The 20,124-nt window shown below is 69.6% G+C and carries 15 protein-coding genes; 8 read left to right on the forward strand and 7 right to left on the reverse strand.

The genetic code is table 11. The features are described 5' to 3' along the window. The first annotated feature begins 202 nt into the window (after window positions 1-202). From WFH44_RS11985 to WFH44_RS12010, 6 genes are all read left to right on the forward strand, one after another. Window positions 203-2,857 carry a PEP/pyruvate-binding domain-containing protein gene (locus WFH44_RS11985; RefSeq protein WP_336714092.1) on the forward strand — a complete coding sequence of 885 codons (2,655 nt, stop codon included), beginning with the start codon at window positions 203-205 and terminating at the stop codon, window positions 2,855-2,857. A 244-nt stretch (window positions 2,858-3,101) separates the two neighbouring features. Then, window positions 3,102-4,274, forward strand: coding sequence for an LPXTG cell wall anchor domain-containing protein (locus WFH44_RS11990; RefSeq protein WP_336714093.1), 1,173 nt, complete (start codon window positions 3,102-3,104; stop codon window positions 4,272-4,274). A gap of 128 nt (window positions 4,275-4,402) precedes the next feature. Further along, the gene (gene katG, locus WFH44_RS11995; RefSeq protein ID WP_336714094.1) at window positions 4,403-6,691 is read left to right on the forward strand and encodes a catalase/peroxidase HPI; all 2,289 of its coding nucleotides are present in this window, start codon (window positions 4,403-4,405) and stop codon (window positions 6,689-6,691) included. A gap of 114 nt (window positions 6,692-6,805) precedes the next feature. Next, a complete protein-coding gene (locus WFH44_RS12000; protein ID WP_336714095.1) occupies window positions 6,806-7,267 on the forward strand; it encodes a MerR family transcriptional regulator in 462 nt (153 codons plus the stop codon). A 72-nt stretch (window positions 7,268-7,339) separates the two neighbouring features. Then, window positions 7,340-7,753 carry a (R)-mandelonitrile lyase gene (locus tag WFH44_RS12005; protein ID WP_336714096.1) on the forward strand — a complete coding sequence of 138 codons (414 nt, stop codon included), beginning with the start codon at window positions 7,340-7,342 and terminating at the stop codon, window positions 7,751-7,753. 24 nt (window positions 7,754-7,777) lie between these two features. Continuing rightward, window positions 7,778-8,824, forward strand: coding sequence for an NAD(P)-dependent alcohol dehydrogenase (locus WFH44_RS12010; protein WP_336714097.1), 1,047 nt, complete (start codon window positions 7,778-7,780; stop codon window positions 8,822-8,824). 78 nt (window positions 8,825-8,902) lie between these two features. Here WFH44_RS12010 and WFH44_RS12015 read toward each other — a convergent pair whose 3' ends face one another. Both WFH44_RS12015 and WFH44_RS12020 read right to left on the reverse strand, forming a co-directional pair. After that, window positions 8,903-10,054, reverse strand: coding sequence for an MFS transporter (locus WFH44_RS12015; RefSeq protein ID WP_442892905.1), 1,152 nt, complete (start codon window positions 10,052-10,054; stop codon window positions 8,903-8,905). A gap of 140 nt (window positions 10,055-10,194) precedes the next feature. Further along, window positions 10,195-10,683: a MarR family winged helix-turn-helix transcriptional regulator gene (locus WFH44_RS12020; protein ID WP_336714098.1), complete on the reverse strand. Its 489-nt coding sequence runs from the start codon at window positions 10,681-10,683 to the stop codon at window positions 10,195-10,197. 209 nt (window positions 10,684-10,892) lie between these two features. Here WFH44_RS12020 and bcp point away from each other — a divergent pair, with 209 nt between their 5' ends. Continuing rightward, the gene (bcp, locus tag WFH44_RS12025; protein ID WP_442892903.1) at window positions 10,893-11,363 is read left to right on the forward strand and encodes a thioredoxin-dependent thiol peroxidase; all 471 of its coding nucleotides are present in this window, start codon (window positions 10,893-10,895) and stop codon (window positions 11,361-11,363) included. 340 nt (window positions 11,364-11,703) lie between these two features. Next, the gene (locus WFH44_RS12030) at window positions 11,704-13,722 is read left to right on the forward strand and encodes a transglycosylase domain-containing protein (protein WP_336714099.1); all 2,019 of its coding nucleotides are present in this window, start codon (window positions 11,704-11,706) and stop codon (window positions 13,720-13,722) included. A gap of 18 nt (window positions 13,723-13,740) precedes the next feature. On the opposite strand, the gene allB is transcribed toward WFH44_RS12030, so the two are convergent. The 5 genes from allB to WFH44_RS12055 form a co-directional block, all read right to left on the reverse strand. Next, complete coding sequence (gene allB / locus WFH44_RS12035) at window positions 13,741-15,087, reverse strand: allantoinase AllB (RefSeq protein WP_336714100.1); 1,347 nt, start codon at window positions 15,085-15,087, stop codon at window positions 13,741-13,743. 2 nt (window positions 15,088-15,089) lie between these two features. After that, entirely contained in the window at window positions 15,090-16,292 is a 1,203-nt protein-coding gene (locus WFH44_RS12040) for a glycerate kinase (RefSeq protein ID WP_336714165.1), read from the reverse strand. Between the two features lie 27 nt (window positions 16,293-16,319). Then, window positions 16,320-18,110: a glyoxylate carboligase gene (gene gcl, locus WFH44_RS12045; RefSeq protein WP_336714101.1), complete on the reverse strand. Its 1,791-nt coding sequence runs from the start codon at window positions 18,108-18,110 to the stop codon at window positions 16,320-16,322. Between the two features lie 148 nt (window positions 18,111-18,258). Beyond that, window positions 18,259-19,137 (reverse strand): 2-hydroxy-3-oxopropionate reductase, encoded by an 879-nt coding sequence (locus tag WFH44_RS12050; RefSeq protein WP_336714102.1) that lies wholly within the window; start codon window positions 19,135-19,137, stop codon window positions 18,259-18,261. Between the two features lie 33 nt (window positions 19,138-19,170). Next, window positions 19,171-19,953, reverse strand: a complete 783-nt coding sequence (locus WFH44_RS12055) for a hydroxypyruvate isomerase family protein (RefSeq protein ID WP_336714103.1) — start codon at window positions 19,951-19,953, stop codon at window positions 19,171-19,173. Window positions 19,954-20,124: the final 171 nt, after the last annotated feature.

A 20,124-nucleotide genomic window follows, 5' to 3' on the forward strand; every position in this document is an offset into this window, starting at 1 on the left:
TTCAGATTAAGCCCCTGCCCGGGCCGCGTCTATCCGTCCAAAGGCGTATTCCGGACAGCTACCGCCCTGATCATGCGGCCCCCTCCCCGCGCGGCTCCTGCGCGGAGTACCCTGAGGGCAGCGTGGCCGCTTCCGGTATGGGGCAAGACCGGAGCAGCGTTCAGGGCGCGGCCAACGGGCATCTTGAGGCGGGGGTCGGATCATGGCATTCATCAAGGACCTGGCGGACGTCGGCCGGACGGATCTCGCCTCCGCGGGAGGGAAGGGCGCCAACCTGGGTGAACTCGTCCGGGCCGGCTTCCCGGTGCCGCCCGGCTTCATCGTGGAAACCGCGGCCTATGTTGCCTTCGTGGCGGCCAACGGCTTCGGCCCCCGGATCCTGGCCGCGGCCGACCTCCCGGCCGACGCGCCGCCACAGGCCTACGAGGAGGCCTCCGCCCGCATCCGCACCCTGTTCACCGGCGGCACCGTTCCCGCGGACATCGCTGCGGAGCTGGCCGAGGCACTCAGCCGGCTCGGCGCCGACACGGCGGTGGCGGTCCGGTCCTCCGCCACCGCCGAAGACCTGCCGGGCGCCAGCTTCGCCGGGCAGCAGGAGACCTACCTCAACGTGCGCGGGCAGCGGGAGGTGGCCGCCGCCGTCGTTAATTGCTGGAGCTCGCTCTGGACGCCGCGGGCGATGGCCTACCGTGCCCGCGAGCGCATTGCGCCGTCCGACGTCCGCCTGGCGGTGGTGGTGCAGAGCATGGTCGACGCCGACGCGAGCGGCGTGCTGTTCACCGCCAACCCGGCGGATGGGCGCCGCGACCGGCTTGCCATCAGCGCGGCCTGGGGACTGGGCGAGGCGGTCGTCGGGGGCACCGTGGGCACCGATGAACTGATTGTCGACGCCGGAACGCGGCGGGTGCTGTCGCGGCACGCGGGCGGGCAGCAGGCGAGGACCGTACCGGCCGGCAGCGGGGTGCGGAGCGAGGAGCTGCCGGAGGCGCTCCGCGGCAAGCCCGTGCTCGATGACGCAGCGGCGGCCGGGCTGGCGGACCTGGGGGCGCGCATCGCCGGGCTGTTCGGCCCGCCCCAGGACATTGAATGGTCGCTGGCCGGCGGCCAGCCGTGGATCCTGCAGGCACGGCCGATCACCGCCCTGCCGGAACCGGGCGCCGCACCGCCGACGGACTGGGGCGTCCCCTACCCCGGCGGCATGTACTTCCGGGCCAGCATCGTGGAGCAAATGCCGGATCCGCTCACGCCCTTGTTCGCGGACATGGTCGACGGTTCGGTGACCCGCTCGCTGGGAGCCCTGATGGAGCGGGTCATGGGGCGCCAGCTGCTGAACGACGGCGATGTCCGCTTTCCGACCGTGAACGGCTACGCCTATTACTACTACCGGAATTCGGCGATGCTGCGGATGACGGCCAGGACACTGCCGGCGATGCTGAAGCTGGCGCGCGGCGGGGCCAACATGGGCCTCAAGGGCTGGCACGAGTACGGCCACCCGCGCTACGTGGCGACGGTCCGGGACTGGGCCGGGAAGCGGCCGGAGGAGCTCGACGGCGGGGAGCTGCTGGACGGCGTCGGGACGCTGCTGGACGCCGGCACCGAGTACTACACGGCCGTGCAGTCCGTCATTCCGGCCGCCGCCTCCAGCGAGATGGCCTTCACCGCCTTCTATAACAAGCTGGTGCGCCGGGACGGGGATCCGCCCGCTTCCGCGTTCCTGCTGGGCTTCGACAGCGCCCCCATCCGGGCCGAGAAGTCGCTCTACGACCTGGCCGAGTGGTCGCACCGGCAGCCCGGGCTGGCCGAGGCACTCCTGGCGGTTCCAGTGTCCGAGCTGGCGCGGGCGCTGGCAGACGGGACCGCCCCTGCGGGCATTTCCGCGAACCTGTGGGATTCCTGGCAGGAGCGCTTCGCCGGGCACCTGGACCGCTTCGGGCATGCCGTCTATAACCTCGACTTCGCCGTGCCGGTGCCGGCAGACGACCCGGCCCCGCACCTGGAAACCGTGCGGTTCTACCTGGGCGGCCGGGGCCGGGACCCGCACCGGCGGCAGCAGCTCTCGGCCGCCCGGCGGGACGAGCTGACCGCCGCGGTGCTGGCCCGGCTCGGGTTGGCGCGACGCCGCAGTTTCCTAAGGCTGCTGCGCTGGGCCCAGGCGGCCGCCCCGGTGCGGGAGGACGCGCTGGCCGATGTCGGGCTGGCCTGGCCGCTGCTGCGCCGGATGCTGCGCGAGCTCGGCCGGCGCCTGGCCGCCTCCGGCGTGATCGCCGAAGCGGAAGATATTTTCTGGCTCCGCCACAGCGAGCTGCGCGCGGCGGTGGACTTCGGCCTGGCGGACGCGGCCGACAGCGGCGGACCCGCCATCACCGGGGCCGCAGTACCGGTCCGGGCGGGCGCCGTCGAACAGCGCAGGATGCTCTGGCGCGCCCGGCGGCGGGCCACCGCGCCCCAGATGCTTCCGCAACGGCCCTGGATGAACCGGCTCTTCGGCTCCATGATGCCCGCCGGCGCCCAGGACCAGCAGGGGGAAACCATCCGCGGCATCGGCGCCAGCCCCGGCCAGGTGACGGCCGCGGCCAACGTGCTGGGCGGCCCGGAGGACTTCGGCCGGATGCGCGCGGGGGACGTCCTCGTCGCGCGGATGACCACGCCGGCCTGGACCTCGCTGTTCGCCATGGCTTCTGCCGTGGTGACCGACGTCGGGGGTCCGCTCAGCCACAGCTCCATCGTCGCCCGCGAGTACGGCATCCCCGCTGTGCTCGCCACCGGCGTCGCCACGCAGCAGCTCGCCGTCGGCGACCTCGTCCGCGTGGACGGCGACGCCGGCACCGTCGCCGTCGTCAAACGCTCCGGCGAGTAGACCTCCCCTGCCCAGGCACCGCCTCCGGGAACCAAGCGAACCGGCCGCGGAAATGCGCCCCTCAAGCCGAAGCGCAAGCGGTCTCGGAAGCGTGGTTGGAAAAACGTTCTGACTGGCAAATATGTCCCGAATCACTTATATTTCTGCCTAAGTCCGGACGATGCCGGACGCGGGGCACGGAATTCACCGGATTGGCGCGGTGGCTGCCCTGCCTGCACAGCCAAGTTGGGGACAGGACTTCCACGTGACATCACGACTGCGCTCTGCGCTGCTCACCGGCACCGTTGCCGCCGCTCTCGCCCTCGGTGCCGCGCCGGCCCAGGCCATCGGCACGGATGCCGCCGGACAGCCGGCCCAGGCGGGCGAATCCGCGCCCGCAGCCACCTCGGACGTGAACGTCGCCGAGGCCCTTGCCCCGGAAGCAGCGCCCATCGACGCGGCCGCACCGGCTGACGCTTTGTCGGCTCCGGAATTGGTTCCCGCCGGGACCGAAGAGGCCGTCGCGGACGCCGTGATTCCCTTGCTGGTCGAGGACTCCCCTGCCGCCAGCAACGGCGAAGCACCGGACGAAACCGGTGGCGAGGCCGCAGGCGAGGTTATCGGCGAAGCCGCTGAAGAGGAAGCCCCGGCAGAAGACGGCAATGGGGGAGAATCCGTTCCCGCACCTGCCCCGGCCGTGCCCGGGACGGATCCGTCGTCCGGTGCCGGCACCGACCCCGCACCGGAGACCGGCGCCGCCGCTCCCGAGACCGCGCCGACCACCCCTGCAGAGGAGCCCACGGCGCAACCGGCGCCGACTCCCCCGGCCGCGAACCCCGGGATGGTCGAATCCGTCGTGGTGGGCGGACGCACTCTGACCCATGCCGACTTCAATATCCCCGATGACGTCGCCGCCGGCGACGAGGAAACGATCACCCGCTGGATGGAGGAGAACATCGAACTGGTGCTCGAGTCCGACGGCATGCAATACCTCGTTGACCTCATGCTCGGCTACCTCATGGCGGGCGACCTGAACGGCCTGGCCGACCTGATCCGCGAAATGAGCGTGTCCGACCCGGCCGCCGGCGAAGAACTGATCCAGTGGATGTACGAGCTGTTCCAGGACTTCGGTGAATGGCCGGTTGACTTTGAGGACTGGCCCGGTGACGCAGAGCCCGGATTCGCGCAGGCTCCGAGCAGCGAGCCCGCGCCAGTCGTCAGCCCGGCCAGCCTGGATGTAGCTCCGGCCGACGGCCTGGCGCCGGAAGCACCCGCTACGGACCTTGCGTTCGTGGGCGCCCCGGCCACCGAGTTGGCGCGGACCGGCACCTCCGGCGGCACCCTGTGGCTCGCCTCCGGCGGAGCAGGGCTCTTGCTGCTCGGCGGCGCCCTCCTCGGCTGGCGCCGCCGCAGCATCAGCGCTGCCGCGATTCGGTAATCGGCCCGGCCGGCCAGCAGGCAATAGCGCAGGGGCCCTCCCCTGCGCAGCCCGCTCGTGGTCAAATGGGAGGGTTAGACCCGGCTGTCCGAGTCCGACCACGGCCTCGGCCATATGGAAGGAAACTCATGACCGATCGCCAGGACCACCCCCCGATCCCCACTCCGGGTAGCGCCCAAGGCCTGGATCGCAAGGTCGAGGGCGGGTGCCCGGTCGCCCCCGAGAGTGTGACCTCGCACGGCAGCGAGAGCGAGAATCCGGCGATCGACTCGCCGCAGCCCAAGGCCCACCGCCCGCGGACCGTCGCGGACTGGTGGCCGAACCAGCTCGACCTCTCCGTGCTCCACGCCAACCACCCGGCAGGCAACCCGCTCGGCCCCGCGTTCAGTTACCGCGAGGAGTTCCAGAAGCTCGACGTCGAGGCGCTCAAGCAGGACATTATCCAAGTCCTGACCACTTCCCAGGACTGGTGGCCGGCGGACTTCAACCACTACGGCGGCCTGATGATCCGGATGAGCTGGCATGCTGCCGGCACCTACCGCGTCCACGACGGCCGCGGCGGCGCGGGGGACGGCACTCAGCGGTTCGCGCCGCTGAACAGCTGGCCCGACAACGCCAACCTGGACAAGGCCCGGCGGCTGCTGTGGCCGGTGAAGCAGAAATACGGCCAGAAGCTCTCCTGGGCCGACCTTCTCGTCCTCGCCGGCAACGTCGCCCTCGAGTCGATGGGCTTCAAGACCTTCGGCTTTGCCTTCGGCCGCGAGGACGTGTGGGAACCCGAGGAGATCTTCTGGGGCCCGGAGGACACGTGGCTGGGCGACGAACGCTACATCGGTGAGGGCACGATGGCCCCCGAAGTCGGCTCGACGGAAATGGGCCTGATCTACGTCAACCCCGAGGGTCCCATGGGCAACCCGGATCCCGAACTGGCAGCGTCGTTCATCCGCGAGACCTTCAAACGGATGGCGATGAACGACGAGGAGACCTTCGCACTCATCGCCGGGGGCCACACCTTCGGCAAGACGCACGGCGCAGCCGACGCCGACGAACACGTGGGCCCCGAGCCCGAGGCCGCGAACCTGGAAGACCAGGGTCTCGGCTGGCTCAGCACCTACGGGACGGGCAAGGGCAACGACACGATCACCTCCGGCCTCGAGGTCACCTGGACGGACCGGCCGACGGAGTGGAGCAACCGCTTCCTGGAGATCCTGTTCGAGCACGAGTGGGAGCTGGTCAAGAGCCCCGCCGGCGCCCACCAATGGGTTGCCAAGGATGCGCCGGAGATCATCCCGGATGCCCACGACCCGGAGAAGAAGCACCGCCCCACGATGCTCACCACGGACCTGTCGCTCCGCTTCGACCCGGTCTACGAACAGATCGGCAGGCGTTTCCTCGAGAACCCGGACGAGTTTGCGCTGGCATTCGCCAAAGCCTGGTACAAACTGCTGCACCGCGACATGGGTCCTGTGGGCCCGCACATGCTCGGCCCGTGGGTCCCGGAACCGCAGCTGTGGCAGGACCCGGTCCCCGCGGTGGACCACGACCTGATCGACGAGCAGGACATCTCCTCGCTCAAGACCCAGCTCCTGGATGCCCTCTCCGTCCCGGAGCTTGTCAGCACTGCCTGGGCATCGGCGTCCACCTTCCGCAAGACCGACAAGCGAGGCGGCGCCAACGGAGCCCGCATCCGGCTCGAGCCGCAGCGCGGCTGGGAAGTCAACCAGCCCGAGCAGCTGGCCGGCGCCCTGAAGGCGCTGGAGAGCGTGCAGCAGCAGTTCAATGCCGCACAGGCCGGGGGCACGAAGGTGTCGCTGGCGGACCTGATTGTCCTCGGCGGTTGCGCGGCGGTGGAGAAGGCAGCCCGGGACGCCGGCTTCGACGTCACGGTCCCCTTCCGCCCCGGCCGTACCGATGCATCGCAGGAGCAGACCGACGTCGAGTCTGTCCAGTACCTGGAGCCGCGGGCGGACGGATTCCGCAACTATGTCCGTCCGGGCGAGAAGCTCCAGCCGGAGACCCTTCTGGTCGACAAGGCGTACCTGCTGGACCTCTCCGCTCCGGAAATGACGGCGCTCGTCGGCGGCATGCGAGCCCTGGGCGCCAACGTCGGCGGTACCGCCCACGGCGTCCTGACGGACAGGCCCCAGGTCCTGACGAATGACTTCTTCGTCAATCTGCTCTCCCCGGGCACCCGGTGGAAGGCGTCGGAGGCCGAGAACGTCTACGAGATCAGCGACGTCGCCACCGGCGAGCTGAAGTGGACCGCCACGGCGGTCGACCTGGTCTTCGGCTCGAACTCCCAGCTCCGCGCTTTGGCCGAGGTTTACGCGAGCGAGGACGCCGGAGAGAAGTTCGCCAACGACTTCGTCGCGGCTTGGGTGAAGGTCATGGAGCTCGACCGCTTCGACCTGCGCTAAACCGGGCCTCCCGGTCCGGACGCCGCCGCGGCCGGACCGGGAGCACGCACTTCGCAACCGCGGCCCGGCACCGCCGCTTGTCTTCAAGTACTTGAAGTTCCTATCGTTAATGGAGTGAGTGCAACAAGCATCCAGCACACCTACTCGATCAAGGAGGCGTCGGCGCTGACCGGGCTGCCGGCCAGCACGCTGCGCTACTACGAATCCATCGGCGTCATCACCCCGATCCGCCGCGGCGCGAGCAGCAAGCACCGCGTCTACACCAACGAAGACCTGGACCTCCTGACCTGGGTATCGTGCCTCAGCGCGACAGGCATGTCGGTCGCCGATATGCGCCGCTACCTCGCGAACGGTGCCCTCGGTCCCGCCGCCGCCCCGGAGCAGATCGAGCTGCTCAAAGGGCAGCAGGAGCAACTGGCGGCGGAGGCAAAGGCCATCGCCCTGCGCGAACGGTACGTCGCACTGAAAATCGGCTACTGGCAAGCTGTCCACGCCGGCGACGGCGCTCGGGCCGAGCAGCTCTCGGACGAGGCACGCACGCTGGCCGACGATCTCAAGAAAACCAGGAAACAGTAAACAACACGTCCATCTGATCGCGGGCCCAATGGTCCGCCGGTCCGGCGTGCCCAAAAGCAGGAAGGAACAGCTGTGAAGTTCACCCAAAGCGGGGGCCAGACCGCCAGCGGCCCGGAATCATGGTTCACCGGCACCGTCTTTATCGACGGAATACGCAACCCAGACGGGCAGTCGGCTGTCGGCTGCGCGCATGTCCGCTTCACGCCGGGCGCCCGCACCGCCTGGCACACCCACCCCAAAGGCCAGACCCTGTACGTCACGGACGGCATCGGCTACGTCGCCAGCCGCGGCGGCCGGGTGCAGGAAATCCGGCCCGGCGACGTTATCTACATCGAACCCGGCGAGGAACACTGGCACGGCGCCACCGCAGACCGGTTCATGGCGCACATCGCCATCCAGGAAGCCGACGACCAGGGCCAGGTCGTGATGTGGGGCGAACACGTCACCGACCACGAATACGGCCAGCCCGCCACCGCGACCAACTGACCACCCCTAAAAGGAGACAAACACATGACCACCACCGTCCACGCCTACGCCTCCCCCTCGGCCGACGAGGACCTTGTCCCCACGACCATCGAACGCCGCGAAGTCGGCCCCCACGACGTCCTGATCGAGATCAAGTACGCCGGCATCTGCCACTCCGACATCCACACCGTCCGCGGTGACTGGGGGCCCCAGCCGTTCCCGCTGGTGCCGGGGCACGAGATCGCGGGCATCGTCGCCGAGGTCGGGTCCGCGGTGACCAAGCACGCCGTCGGTGACCGGGTCGGCGTCGGCTGCATGGTCAACTCGTGCGGGGAATGCAGGAACTGCAAGGCGGGCGACGAGCAGTACTGCCTCAACGGCATGGTGGGCACCTACGGCGCCACCGACCGCGACGGGACCATCACCCAGGGCGGGTACTCGACCCACGTCGTCGTCACCGAGGACTTCGTGCTCCGGATCCCCGAGGGCATCGACCTCGACGTCGCAGCTCCCCTCCTCTGTGCCGGCATCACCACCTATTCGCCCCTGAACCGCTGGGCCGCCGGGCCCGGCAAGAAGGTCGCCGTCGTGGGCCTCGGCGGCCTGGGCCACATGGCCGTCAAGATCGCACACGCCATGGGGGCCGAGGTCACCGTGCTCTCCCAGTCCCTCAAGAAGCGTGAGGACGGCCTGCGCCTGGGCGCCGACCACTACTACGCGACGAGCGACGAAGCCACGTTCACCGAACTGGCCGGTTCCTTCGACCTGATCATCAACACGGTCAGCGCCGCGATCGACGTCAGCGCCTTCCTGGGACTCGTGACGGTCGGCGGTGCCATGGTCAACGTGGGCGCGCCCGCGGAGCCGCTGCCGGTGAACGCGATGGCACTCATCGGCGGCCGCCGTTCATTCGCCGGATCGATGATCGGCGGCATCCCCGAGACCCAGCAGATGCTGGACTTCTGCGCCGAACACGGCATCGGCGCGGAGATCGAGGTCATTTCCGCCGGCAAGATCAACGATGCCTACGAACGCGTCCTCGCCTCGGACGTGCGCTACCGCTTCGTCATCGACACGGCCACCCTCAGCTAGCGGCCGGTAAAACCGGGGCGCGGCGGTTCCGTACCGCCACGCCCCGGTATGCCGTGCGGTTACGGCAGGCCGGGCCGGCTACCCGCGGTCCGCACCCCGGAAGGCGAGCACCGCCGTCGTCCCCGCAAGCACGGCCAGCGCGCCGGCGAAAACCGCCAGCCCGGTCCAGCCGAACTGCACGAAGAACAGCCCGCCGGCCCAGCCGAACAGGCTCGAGCCGGCGTAGTAGAAGAGGTTGTACAGGCTGGAGGCCTGGGACCGCCCCACCTCAGCCAGCCGTGGGGTCCAGCCGGAGGCCACCGAATGGGCCGCGAAGAAGCCGGCGGTGAACACCAGCAGGCCCAGCAGCACCACGGGCAGCCAGTCGGAGAGCGTGATGGCGAGCCCGCCGAGGATCACCGGGATACTGGCCAGCAGCACGCGCAGCCGCCCGAACCGCACGGTCAGGCCGCCGGCCAGGCGCGAGGAGACGGTGCCGGCGAGGTAGGCGAGGAACAGCAGGCTCGCCAGCGAGGGCGGCAGGTTGAACGGCGGCGCCTCCAGCCGGAAGCCGAGGTAGTTGTAGACGGCCACGAACCCGCCCATCAGCAGGAAGCCCTGCGCGTACAGCGCCAGTAGCCGCGGGGAGCGCAGGTTGGCGAGGATGCGGGCCGGCAGCCCGGGTCCCTCGCCGCGGACCAGCGGCCGGAAGCCGCGCGGCGCCGGGGCCAGCCGGACGAAGGCCAGCGCGGCCAGCGCGGCGAGGATGCTGACGGCGAGCACGCCGGCGCGCCAGTCCCAAAGTTCGGCCAGCGGCCCGGCCACCAGGCGCCCGGTCAGTCCGCCGATCGTGGTGCCGGCGACGTAGGTCCCGGCGGCCACCGCCGCGTGCAGGCGCTGGACCTCCTCGTTCAGGTACACCAGCGCCACGGCCGGAATCCCGCCGAGCGCGGCGCCTTCCAGGAACCGCAGCCCGAGCATCGCGGGGAACCCGGGCGCCAGCGGGAGCAGCAAACCGAGAACGACGGCGGCAGTGATCGCCCAGGTCATCGCGCGTTTGCGTCCGCACCGGTCCGCGATCGCCGACCATGGGATGACCGCGAGCGCCAAGCCGATGGTGGCGGCGGAGACACTGAGGGCGGCGTCCGCGGCGCTGATCCCGAATTCGCGCGCAATGCCCGGCAGCACGGCCTGCACGGAATACAGTTGGGCGAACGTCGCGAGCCCGCCGAACAGCAGCGCCAGCAGCATATTCCGGTAGCCCTGGCTGCCTTTGGGATGCCCCTGCCAGGGCCGCTGGTCTGCTGAAGTCACGCCTTCGATGCTAGCTTTCGCGGCGCCCGGCTCCTCAACGGCGCACAGCGCAGGCGGAACTTCGGCTGCGCGTCACACTACGCGGTGGCGGAGCGCTCGGGCAGGTCTGCACCGACCGGCCCGCTGCCGGCCGCGGTGTCCCAGCGTTGGGACCCGAGGGTATCGACCAGTTCGGTGAGGCTTTCCCGCAGCCCCTCGACGCCGATCCCGGCCTCGGCTTCCAGCTCGGCTTCGAGGCCTGCGGCCCGGGCGAAGGCGGCCTTGCCCTGGGCGCTCATGCTGACGAGGATCGTCCTGCCGTCGGAGGCGTCCTGCTCGCGGAGGACGAGCCCCTGCCCCTCCATCCTGTTCAGGGTGGATCCCAGGGTCTGCGGCTGCAGGCGGAGGTTCTTCGCGAGACCGGCCTGCGTCTTCCGGCCGAGCTGGTCCAAGGCGGCCAAAATCCGCATGCTGGCGTGCGTAAGGCCGAGTTCCCGCAATCGCTCGTTGTAGCGGTTCTCCATGAGGCGGGCGGCCGTCAGGAGCATCTCCGCACATGATCTGTCCAAACCGGACGTCGGGGCCATGACTGTCTTCGCTCCTTTACGCTGTTCGTCTGCTGAACTTTCTTCCATTATCCGCCACTCGTCCCCGCGATCGGGCAATTTGCCAAAAAATAAGACTACTTAGCTTCTCGGAGGGCAGGGATTGGCGGAGAACACGCACTGGACCTGCCCACCGGAGTCAGATACCGTTATGCAATAGTTTAATTCCGCATTACGAAAAAGGAGATATCGTGACCCAGCTTCGTCCCGGCGACCCCGCCCCCACCTTCACCCTCGAGGACGCCGCAGGCGGCAAGGTGTCGCTGGCGGACTACGCCGGCCGGAGCGTCGTCGTCTACTTCTATCCCAAGGCTGCGACCCCGGGCTGCACCACGGAGGCCTGCGACTTCCGCGACAACCTGAACTCGCTCCAGGCGGCCGGCTTCGACGTGGTCGGCATTTCGCCGGACGAGCCGGCGGCCCAGCAGGACTTCAGCGCGGCGGAATCCCTGACGTTCCCGCTGCTCTCGGACCCGGACTTTGCCGTCGCCACGGCGTACGGTTCCTACGGCGACAAGGAGTTCAACGGCAGGACCTTCACCGGGACGCTGCGCAGCACCGTCGTCGTCGATCCGGAAGGCAAGGTTCGCCTCGCGGAGTACAACGTGGACGCCAAGGGCCATGTGGCCCGCCTGCGCGAAGAGCTGAAAGTAACCGCGTAAACTAGTCAGCGCACTCGCACGCGTTTGAGGCCCCTCCCACTGTCGGGAGGGGCCTCATTCAGTTGGACGGGCGTGCCGATCCGGGTCCGCTTGAAACGATTGGGAAACGAGATGCCGCGGACTCTGGCCAGTCCGGGAGCGACGATCTAATCTTCTCTTTATCGACTCCAACTCGGCGAAGGAGGGGTGCGGGAATCCAGCGGCGGACAGGGGTGCGCCCGAAGCTCCCGACGCCGCCCTACGGTCGGGTGGGCACGATGCGCAGGCGGCCGCGGCATCTCCGCGCGACGGCATGATGAGCCTTTTTGCAAAGCCCGAACCGGTCCCCTTCTCTGTGCTGATGACCTCGGCGCGTCCCGACCGGAGCCGCGCCAGGCGCCGCAGCGTCTCCCGGCGGCTGAACTCCTGGATCGTGTGGGTGGCGACCGCCGCCCTTGGCGCCGGGCTGATCGTCGCGCCCGCCTCCGTCGGGCTCTCGTTCGTCGGCAGCGCCGCGCTGGACGCGTGGGAGGGCCTGCCGACCAGCCTGCCGATGAACGTCCCGCTGGCCCAGCAGACGGTGATGCTCGACAAGAACGGCAAAGAGTTCGCCCGCCTCTACAACGTGAACCGGATCGACGTCGAACTGAACCAGGTGTCCCCGGCGTTCCAGCAGACCCTGCTGTCCACCGAGGACGCGCGGTTCTACGAACACGGCGGGGTGGATCCCTACGGCATCACCCGGGCACTGATCCACAACGTGTCCAGCAGCGACGTCCAGGGCGCCTCCACCATTACCCAGCAGCTGGTCCAGAACATCCTGGTCAACAATGCCCGCGACGAGGTTGAGCTGTCCGTGGCCGCCGGGGACACCTACAACGCCAAGATCCGCGAGGCGAAGTACGCCGTCGCGCTCGAGAAGCAGCTGTCCAAGGACGAGATCCTCAAGCGGTACATGAATGCCGTCTACTTCGGCAACGGCGCCTACGGGGTCGAGGCCGCCGCCCGCGTCTACTTCAGCACCACCGCGGCCAAGCTGAACCACGTCCAGTCCGCGCTGCTGGTCGGCATGCTCAAGGCCCCGGTGAGCCTCGATCCCTTCACCCATCCCGAGGCAGCGACCGAGCGGCGGAACACGGTGCTCGGCATCCTCGAGCAGCGGAAGGTCCTGACTGCGCAGGAGGCCCAGTCCGCGCGGGAGTCCGGGCTGGGCGTGAAGCGCGGCTCCGTGCCCTCGAGCTGCGGCGGCTCGAAGTACCCGTTCTACTGCGAGGTGGTCCGCGAGGAGCTGCTGACCAACCCGGCGTTCGGCAAGACGGCCGAGGCGCGCCAGCAACGCTTCAACCAGGGCGGCCTGACGCTGACCACCGGGCTGGATCCGAAGGCGGCGGATGCTGCGCAGGCCGCCGTCGAGAAGGCGCTCGGCAACCGGAACCGCGTCGCGCTGGGGACCGCCGTCGTCGTGCCCGGAAAGGGCCACATCGCCGCCATCGCGGAGAACCGCGATTGGGGCAAGGGCGGCGGCAAGACCCAGGTGGTCTACGCGGAGAATGCCTTCCAGGTGGGCTCGGCCATGAAGCCGATCGTGCTGGCGACCGCGCTCAGCCAGGGCATTCGGCCGTCCCTGCGGCTGAGGGCGGACGGCCCGTACCGCACGGCGGCCCTGGACAACCCGCGCGGCGGCTACATCAACTACAACAACCGGAACTACGGCGTGATCAACGCCTACCAGGCGATCAGGAACTCGGTGAACATCTACTTCATCCGGCTGATCGAGCGCGTCGGCGTCGTCAACACCGCCAAGATGGCGGAGAAGCTGGGGATCACCACGATTCCGGCCGACCGGCTGACCGGGCGGGAGGCCTCGCTGGCACTGGGCGCCTACGAGGTCCCGCCGCTGCAGATGGCCAACGCCTACGCCGCCTTCATGAGCGGCGGCGTGGTCTGCAAGCCGGTGGCGATCATCAAGGCGCAGCGCACCGACACCAAGAAGAACCTTGCGGTGCCGGACCCCGACTGCCATAGGGCGATCGACAAGGACGTAGCCGACACCGTCGCCCACGCCCTGAAGGAGCCGTTCAAGTCGACCGGCACACTGGGCCAGCTGAAGGGACTCAAGGGCCGGGAGGCCGGCGCCAAGACCGGCACCACCAACAGCTTTGCCGCCAACTGGATCGTCGGCGGCACCCCGCAGCTGCTGGCCGCCGTCTGGCTGGGCGACCCGCGCGGCGGCGCCCAGCATCCGCTCAAGCGGGTCGAGGCGTACGGCCGGACCTTCAAGGACCTGACCGGCGCCGAGGTGGCCGGCCCGGTCTGGAAAGCGACCATGGAAGGCGCGCTCAAGGGGGTCAAGCCCGTCCGGCTGCCGGACGCCCCGTGAACCGTAACCCGGGGCGGGCTACGCGGCGCCGCGGCGCAGCAGCCGGCCGGTGGGTTCTGCGCCGTCGATCTCCCCGCCGCGCAGGAAGGTTTTGCGTACGACGCCGGAGAGCACCTTTCCGTCGTACGGCGTGATCGGGTTCTTGTGCTTGAGTTTCTTCGCGTCCACCACGAAGGACTCGTCCGCGGCGAAGATGGAGAAGTCCGCGTCGAAGCCGAGCGCCAGCTGGCCCTTGTGCGCCATGCCGGCGAGCTGTGCGGGCTTGCGGGACATCCAGTCCACCACCTGCTCCAGCTGCAGTCCGCGGCGGCGGCCCTCGGTCCAGATCAGCGACAGCCCCAGCTGCAGCGAGGCGACGCCGCCCCAGGCCACGCCGAAGTCGCCGTTCTCCAGGTCTTTGAGGTCCAGGGTGCTGGGCGAGTGGTCGGAGACGATGCAGTCGATCACGCCCGCCTCGAGGCCCTGCCAGAGCAGCTCGCGGTTGGAGGCCTCGCGGATCGGCGGGCAGCATTTGAATGCCGTCGCCCCGTTGGGAATCTCTTCGGCCAGCAGCGTCAGGTAGTGCGGGCAGGTTTCCACCGTGATCCGGACACCGTCGCGCTTGGCGCTGGCAAGCATCGGCAGCGCGTCCGATGACGACAGGTGCAGGATGTGCGCGCGGGCGCCGGTCCAGCGGGCCCGCTCGATCACCTCGGCGATCGCGACGTTTTCCGCGCCGCGCGGGCGGGAAGCCAGGAACCGGGCGTACTGGTCCCCCTCGGCGTGCGGCGCCCGCTCGATGGCCCGCGAGTCCTCGGCGTGGACAATCATCAGCGAGTCGAAGCCCTTCAGCTCCGCCATGTCCTTTTCCATCTCGTCCGCGTCCAGCGGCGGGAACTCGTCCACCCCGGAGTGCAGCAGGAAGCACTTGAAGCCGAACACGCCCTCGTCGTGCAGCGGCCTCAGGTCCCCGAGATTGCCGGGCACGGCACCGCCCCAGAAGCCGACGTCCACGAACGCCTGGTCCTGCGCGGCGGCGCGCTTCTCCTCCAGCGCGGGCACGTTGACCGTAGGCGGGATGCTGTTCAGCGGCATGTCGAGGATGGTGGTCACGCCGCCGGCCGCCGCGGCGCGGGTGGCCGAGGCAAAGCCTTCCCACTCGGTGCGGCCCGGCTCGTTGACGTGCACATGCGTGTCCACGAGCCCGGGAATCAGCGTCTCTTCCGCGGCGAGCTCGATGGTCCGCCGGCCGCGCAGCCCGTTGCCGAGCGGCTCGAGCGCACGGATGGTCCCGTCAATCACGCCCACCTCGCGGGCGGCGATTCCCGCCGTCGTCAGGATCCGCTCTCCGCGGATGACCAGGTCAAACTCAGGCTCGGCGGCCATGGTCAGGCTCCCTTCATGGTGCTCAGCAGGCCGGCCTCCGCGGGCCGGCGCTTCCCCGGCAGGGCCGCGGCGGCCGTGCCTTCCTTCAGTATTGCGGCGATCGCCGCTCCTGTCTGCTCCAGCAGCTCCGGCGCGGACGCCATGCACCGCTGCACGTCGGGCTCCAGCTCGAGCAGCTCGAACGTGGCGGAAATACCGGCCGCGCGGAGGCGGTCCTCGGTCAGCAGGTTCCGGCCGCAGACCGCGAAGACCTGCGCGCCGGCGGCAGCGGCGGCCTCGGCAACGCCCACCGGCGCCTTGCCCTCCAGCGACTGCGTATCCAGGCTGCCTTCGCCGGTGACCACCAGCCGGGCGCCGTCCAGTTTGCGGCGGAGCCCGGTCAGTCCCATGACGACGTCGATCCCGCGTTCGCGCCGTGCGTTGAGGACGGCGAGGGCGGCGAAGCCCACTCCCCCGGCGGCGCCGGCACCGGGGAACACGGCGGCGGCCCGGGTGCCCGGCCCCAGCTCCCCGGCCAGCACCTGGACGAAACGGCCCAGCGCGGCGTCCAGCAGCTCCACCTGCTCCGGCGAGGCGCCCTTCTGCGGGCCGAAGACTGCCGCGGCACCGTCGGATCCCAGCAGCGGGTTGTCCACATCGGACGCCAGCACGATGGATGCCCGGTCCAGCCGCCCGTCCAGGCCGGACAGGTCCACCGCGGCGAGCCGCACCAGCGCCTCGCCGCCGTGCGGAAGGTCGGCGCCGCCGTCGTCCAGCAATCTGGCGCCGAGCCCCTGCAGCAGCCCCGCACCGCCGTCGGTGCAGGCGCTGCCGCCCACGCCGAGGACGATCTCGGTGCAGCCGGTATCCAGCGCCGCCCGGATCAGCTCGCCGGTGCCGCGGCTGGTGGCGGCCAGCGGTTCCAGCCGGCCGCCGGGCAGCACATCCAGTCCGGACGCTGCCGCCAGCTCGACCACTGCCCGCAGGCCGTCCACCGCGAACGCGGCCTCGAGCGGCCTGCCGGTCGGACCGGTGACGATGGCCCGGTGCCGGCGGTAGCCCGCGCTGATGGCGGCTTCGACCGTGCCCTCGCCGCCGTCCGCCACCGGAACCTTCACGATCTCCAGGTCCGGGGCGGCGGCCAGCAGCCCGCGCTCGAGGGCCGCGGCGACTTCGGGTGCCGGCAGCGAGCCCTTGAACTTGTCCGGTGCGAGCACGACCTTCACGGCCGCCTCCTTGGTTGCCTCCATCGCCTAGTCCAGCAGGGCCGTAATGGCGGTCGGGGCATCGGCGCCGCGGGCCGCGAGCTCCTCGAACTCGGTCACGTTGTCCAGCTCGGTGCCCATCGAAATGTTGGTCACGCGCTCCAGGATGACCTCCACGATGACTGGCACCTTGTACTCGGCCATCAGCGCGCGGGCCTTCTCGAACGCCGCGGCCAGGTCCTCGGGGTCCTCCACCCGGATGGCCTTGCAGCCCAGGCCCTCGGCCACCTTGACGTGGTCCACGCCGTACCCGGCCGCGGTGGCGGACAGGCCGGTCGAGTTGACGTTCTCGAAGGCCAGCGACACGTGGTAGTCCATCTCGAAGCCGCGCTGGGACTGGCGGATCAGGCCCAGGTAGGAGTTGTTGACCACCACGTGGATGTAGGGCAGCTGGAACTGCGCGCCGACGGCCAGCTCCTCGATCATGAACTGGAAATCGTAGTCTCCGGAGAGCGCCACGACGGTCTGCTCCGGCTTGCCGCGGACCACGCCCAGCGCGGCGGGAGCGGTCCAGCCCAGCGGTCCGGCCTGGCCGGCGTTGATCCACTTGCGGGGCCCGAAGACGTGCAGCAGCTGGGCGCCGGCGATCTGCGACAGGCCGATGGTGGAGACGTAAGTGGTGTCTTCGCCGAAGGCCGCGTTCATTTCCTCGTAGACGCGCTGCGGCTTGATCGGCGCCTGGGTGAAGTGGGTCTTGCGCTGCAGCCGGCCCTTGCGGCGGGCACACTCCGCGGTCCAGGCACGATAGTCCGGCAGCCGGTCCGCGGCCTTGCGCTCCCGGGCGACCTCCAGCAGGACGTCCAGCGCGGCGCCGGCGTCCGAGGTGATGCCCAGGTCCGGCGCGAAAACGCGGCCGATCTGGGTGGGCTCGATGTCGATGTGCACGAACTTCCGCCCGGCGGTGTACTTCTCCACGGAGCCGGTGTGGCGGTTGGCCCAGCGGTTGCCGATGCCGATCACGAAGTCCGAGGCCAGCATCGTCTCGTTGCCGTAGCGGTGCGACGTCTGCAGGCCGACCATGCCGGCCATCAGCCGGTGGCTGTCCGGAATGGCGCCCCAGCCCATCAGGGTCGGGATGACCGGGACGTTCAGCAGCTCGGCCAGCTCCACCAGCCGGGCGGACGCGCCCGCGTTGATGATGCCGCCGCCGGCCACGATCAGCGGACGCTCCGCGGCGGTGAGCAGGTCCAGCGCCTTCTCGGCCTGCCTGCGGGTGGCCTTGGGCTTCTCGACCGGCAGCGGCTCGTAGGCGTCGATGTCGAACTCGATCTGCGCCTGCTGCACGTCGAACGGCAGGTCCAGCAGCACCGGTCCGGGCCGGCCGGAGCGCATCAGCTGGAACGCCTTCTGGAAGGCCCCGGGGACCTGGGCCGGCTCCAGCACGGTCATCGCCATCTTGGTCACCGGCTTGGCGATGGACTCGATGTCGACGGCCTGGAAGTCCTCCTTGTGCAGCTTCGCAACCGGCGCCTGCCCGGTGATGCAGAGGATCGGGACCGAATCGGCCCACGCGGCGTAGAGGCCGGTGATCATGTCGGTGCCCGCGGGGCCGGAGGTGCCCACGCAGATGCCGATGTTGCCGTCGGCCGCGCGGGAGTAGCCGTCCGCCATGTGCGAGGCGCCCTCGACGTGGCGGGCCAGCGTGTGCCGAATGCCACCGTGGGCGCGCATGGCGGAGTAGAACGGGTTGATGGCCGCGCCCGGCAGGCCGAACGCCTCGGTGGCGCCCTCCTTGGCCAGGATCGCGATGGCAGCGTCAACGGTGCGCATCTTAGGCATGGGAGTCTCCTTGGAAAGCTTCGAGTGCCCGCGGTGGGGCGGTTTTTGGGTGTGGCTGGCCGGGCCGGCGCCGTTGATTACGACGCCGGCCTGGCGGCTTATGGTGGTGTCCCGCCTTGGCGCGGGGGTGCTTGCCGGGCGGGTTGCCTTACTTGCGCCCGGAAAGCTGCAGGACCTGCTTGAACAGGCCGGAGTGGTCCAGCCCGCCGTCGCCCTGGTTGACGGTCGCGGCGACGAGCTGGGCTACGGCCGCGCCCAGCGTCACGGCGACGCCGGCTTCGCGGGCCGCGGCGGTGACGATGCCCAGGTCCTTGTGGTGAAGGGCCAGCCGGAAGCCCGGGTCGAAGTTGCGGTCCAGCATCTTCTGCCCCTTCTGGTCCAGCACCTTGGAGCCGGCGAGGCCGCCGCCAAGGACCTTCAGGGCGGCGTCGGTATCCACGCCGTAGGCCTCGAGGAAGGCGATGGCCTCGCTGAGCGCCTCGATGTTGACCGCGACGATCAGCTGGTTGGCTGCCTTCACGGTCTGCCCGGAACCGGACGGGCCGACGTGGACGATGGTCTTGCCCACGGCGTCCAGGACCTCACGGGCGGCCGCGAAGTCTTCGGCGGCGCCGCCGACCATGATGGAGAGGGCGCCGTCGATCGCGCCCTGCTCGCCGCCGGACACCGGGGCATCCAGCGGGCGGAGGCCGGCGGCACGGGCGTCTTCAGCGAGGCGCGAGGCTACGTCGGGGCGGATGCTGCTGGCATCGATCCACAGGGCGCCCTTCTTCGCGTTGGCGAAAACGCCGTCGTCCCCGGAAACCACGGCCTCGACGTCCGGCGAGTCCGGCACCATGGTGATGACGACGTCGGCCTCCTTCACGGCTGCCGCGACGCTCGCCGCCCCGCGGCCGCCGTCGGCGACAAGCTTGTCGATCTTCTCCTGGCTGCGGTTGAAGCCGGTGACGGCGTGGCCCGCCTTGACCAGGTTGACGGCCATCGGCAGGCCCATGATTCCGAGTCCGATTACTGCAACGTTCGTCATGATGAAGTCCTTCGTGCGTAGGTTCTGTAGGTCTTAGCGGATCAGCCAGCCGAAGGCCTCGGCCTGCGGCGCCTTGTACTCCAGGCCGATCGGGCCTGCATAGCCGAGCTCGCGGCTGCGGGAGATCCATTCGCCCAGCGGAAGCTCCCCGGTCCCCGGAGCCCCGCGGCCCGGATTGTCGGCGATCTGGATGTGGCCGAAATCCTTGGCGTGGTTTTCGATGACGGCCCCGACGTTGTCCCCGTTGACCGCCAGGTGGTAGAAGTCGGCGAGCAGCTTGATGTTCTGCGGGCCCTCGGCATGGACCTTGCCGATGACGTCCAGCGCGTCCTGCGCGGTCTTCAGCGGGTAGCGCTCGGCCCCCGACACCGGCTCCAGCAGGACGGTTCCGCCGATCCGGGCGACGCCCTCCGCCGCGGCCACGAGGTTCTTCAGCGCCAGCTCGTCCTGCGCTTCCGCGGAATGCTCGTCCATCCGGTTGCCGTAGAGCGCGTTGAAGGCCTTGCAGCCCAGCCGCTCCCCGATTCCGGCCACGACGTCGATGTTGTCCTTGAACTCGGAGCAGCGGCCCTTCCAGGACACCAGGCCCCTGTCACCGGCCGGCATGTCGCCGGCGTTGAAGTTGAGCCCGGTCAGCTGCACCCCGGCGTCCTTGATGGCGGTTTCGAAAGCGTCCACATCCTTGTCCGCGGGGACGGAGTCGGCAAACGGCCACCAGAACTCCACTGCGTCAAAACCGGCCGCGGCGGCGGCAGCGGGTCGCTCCAGCAGCGGCAGTTCAGTCAGGAGGATCGAGCAGTTCACGGTGTAGGTCATGACGGCTTTCCTTAGGCTCATTCCATATTGCGGAAGTTGGCTATTGCGTTACGAAAAGCGTAGTGGATCACCAATGGGGTGGTCAAGAGTTTTTTCGCTTTGTGGAATAAAGTTTTCAAGAAAGACAACAAGCCAGGCACAGCTCCGCCCCCGGGACTCTCGGACCGGGGG

The organism is Arthrobacter sp. USHLN218, from assembly GCF_037144715.1.
Classification (GTDB): Bacteria; Actinomycetota; Actinomycetes; order Actinomycetales; family Micrococcaceae; genus Crystallibacter.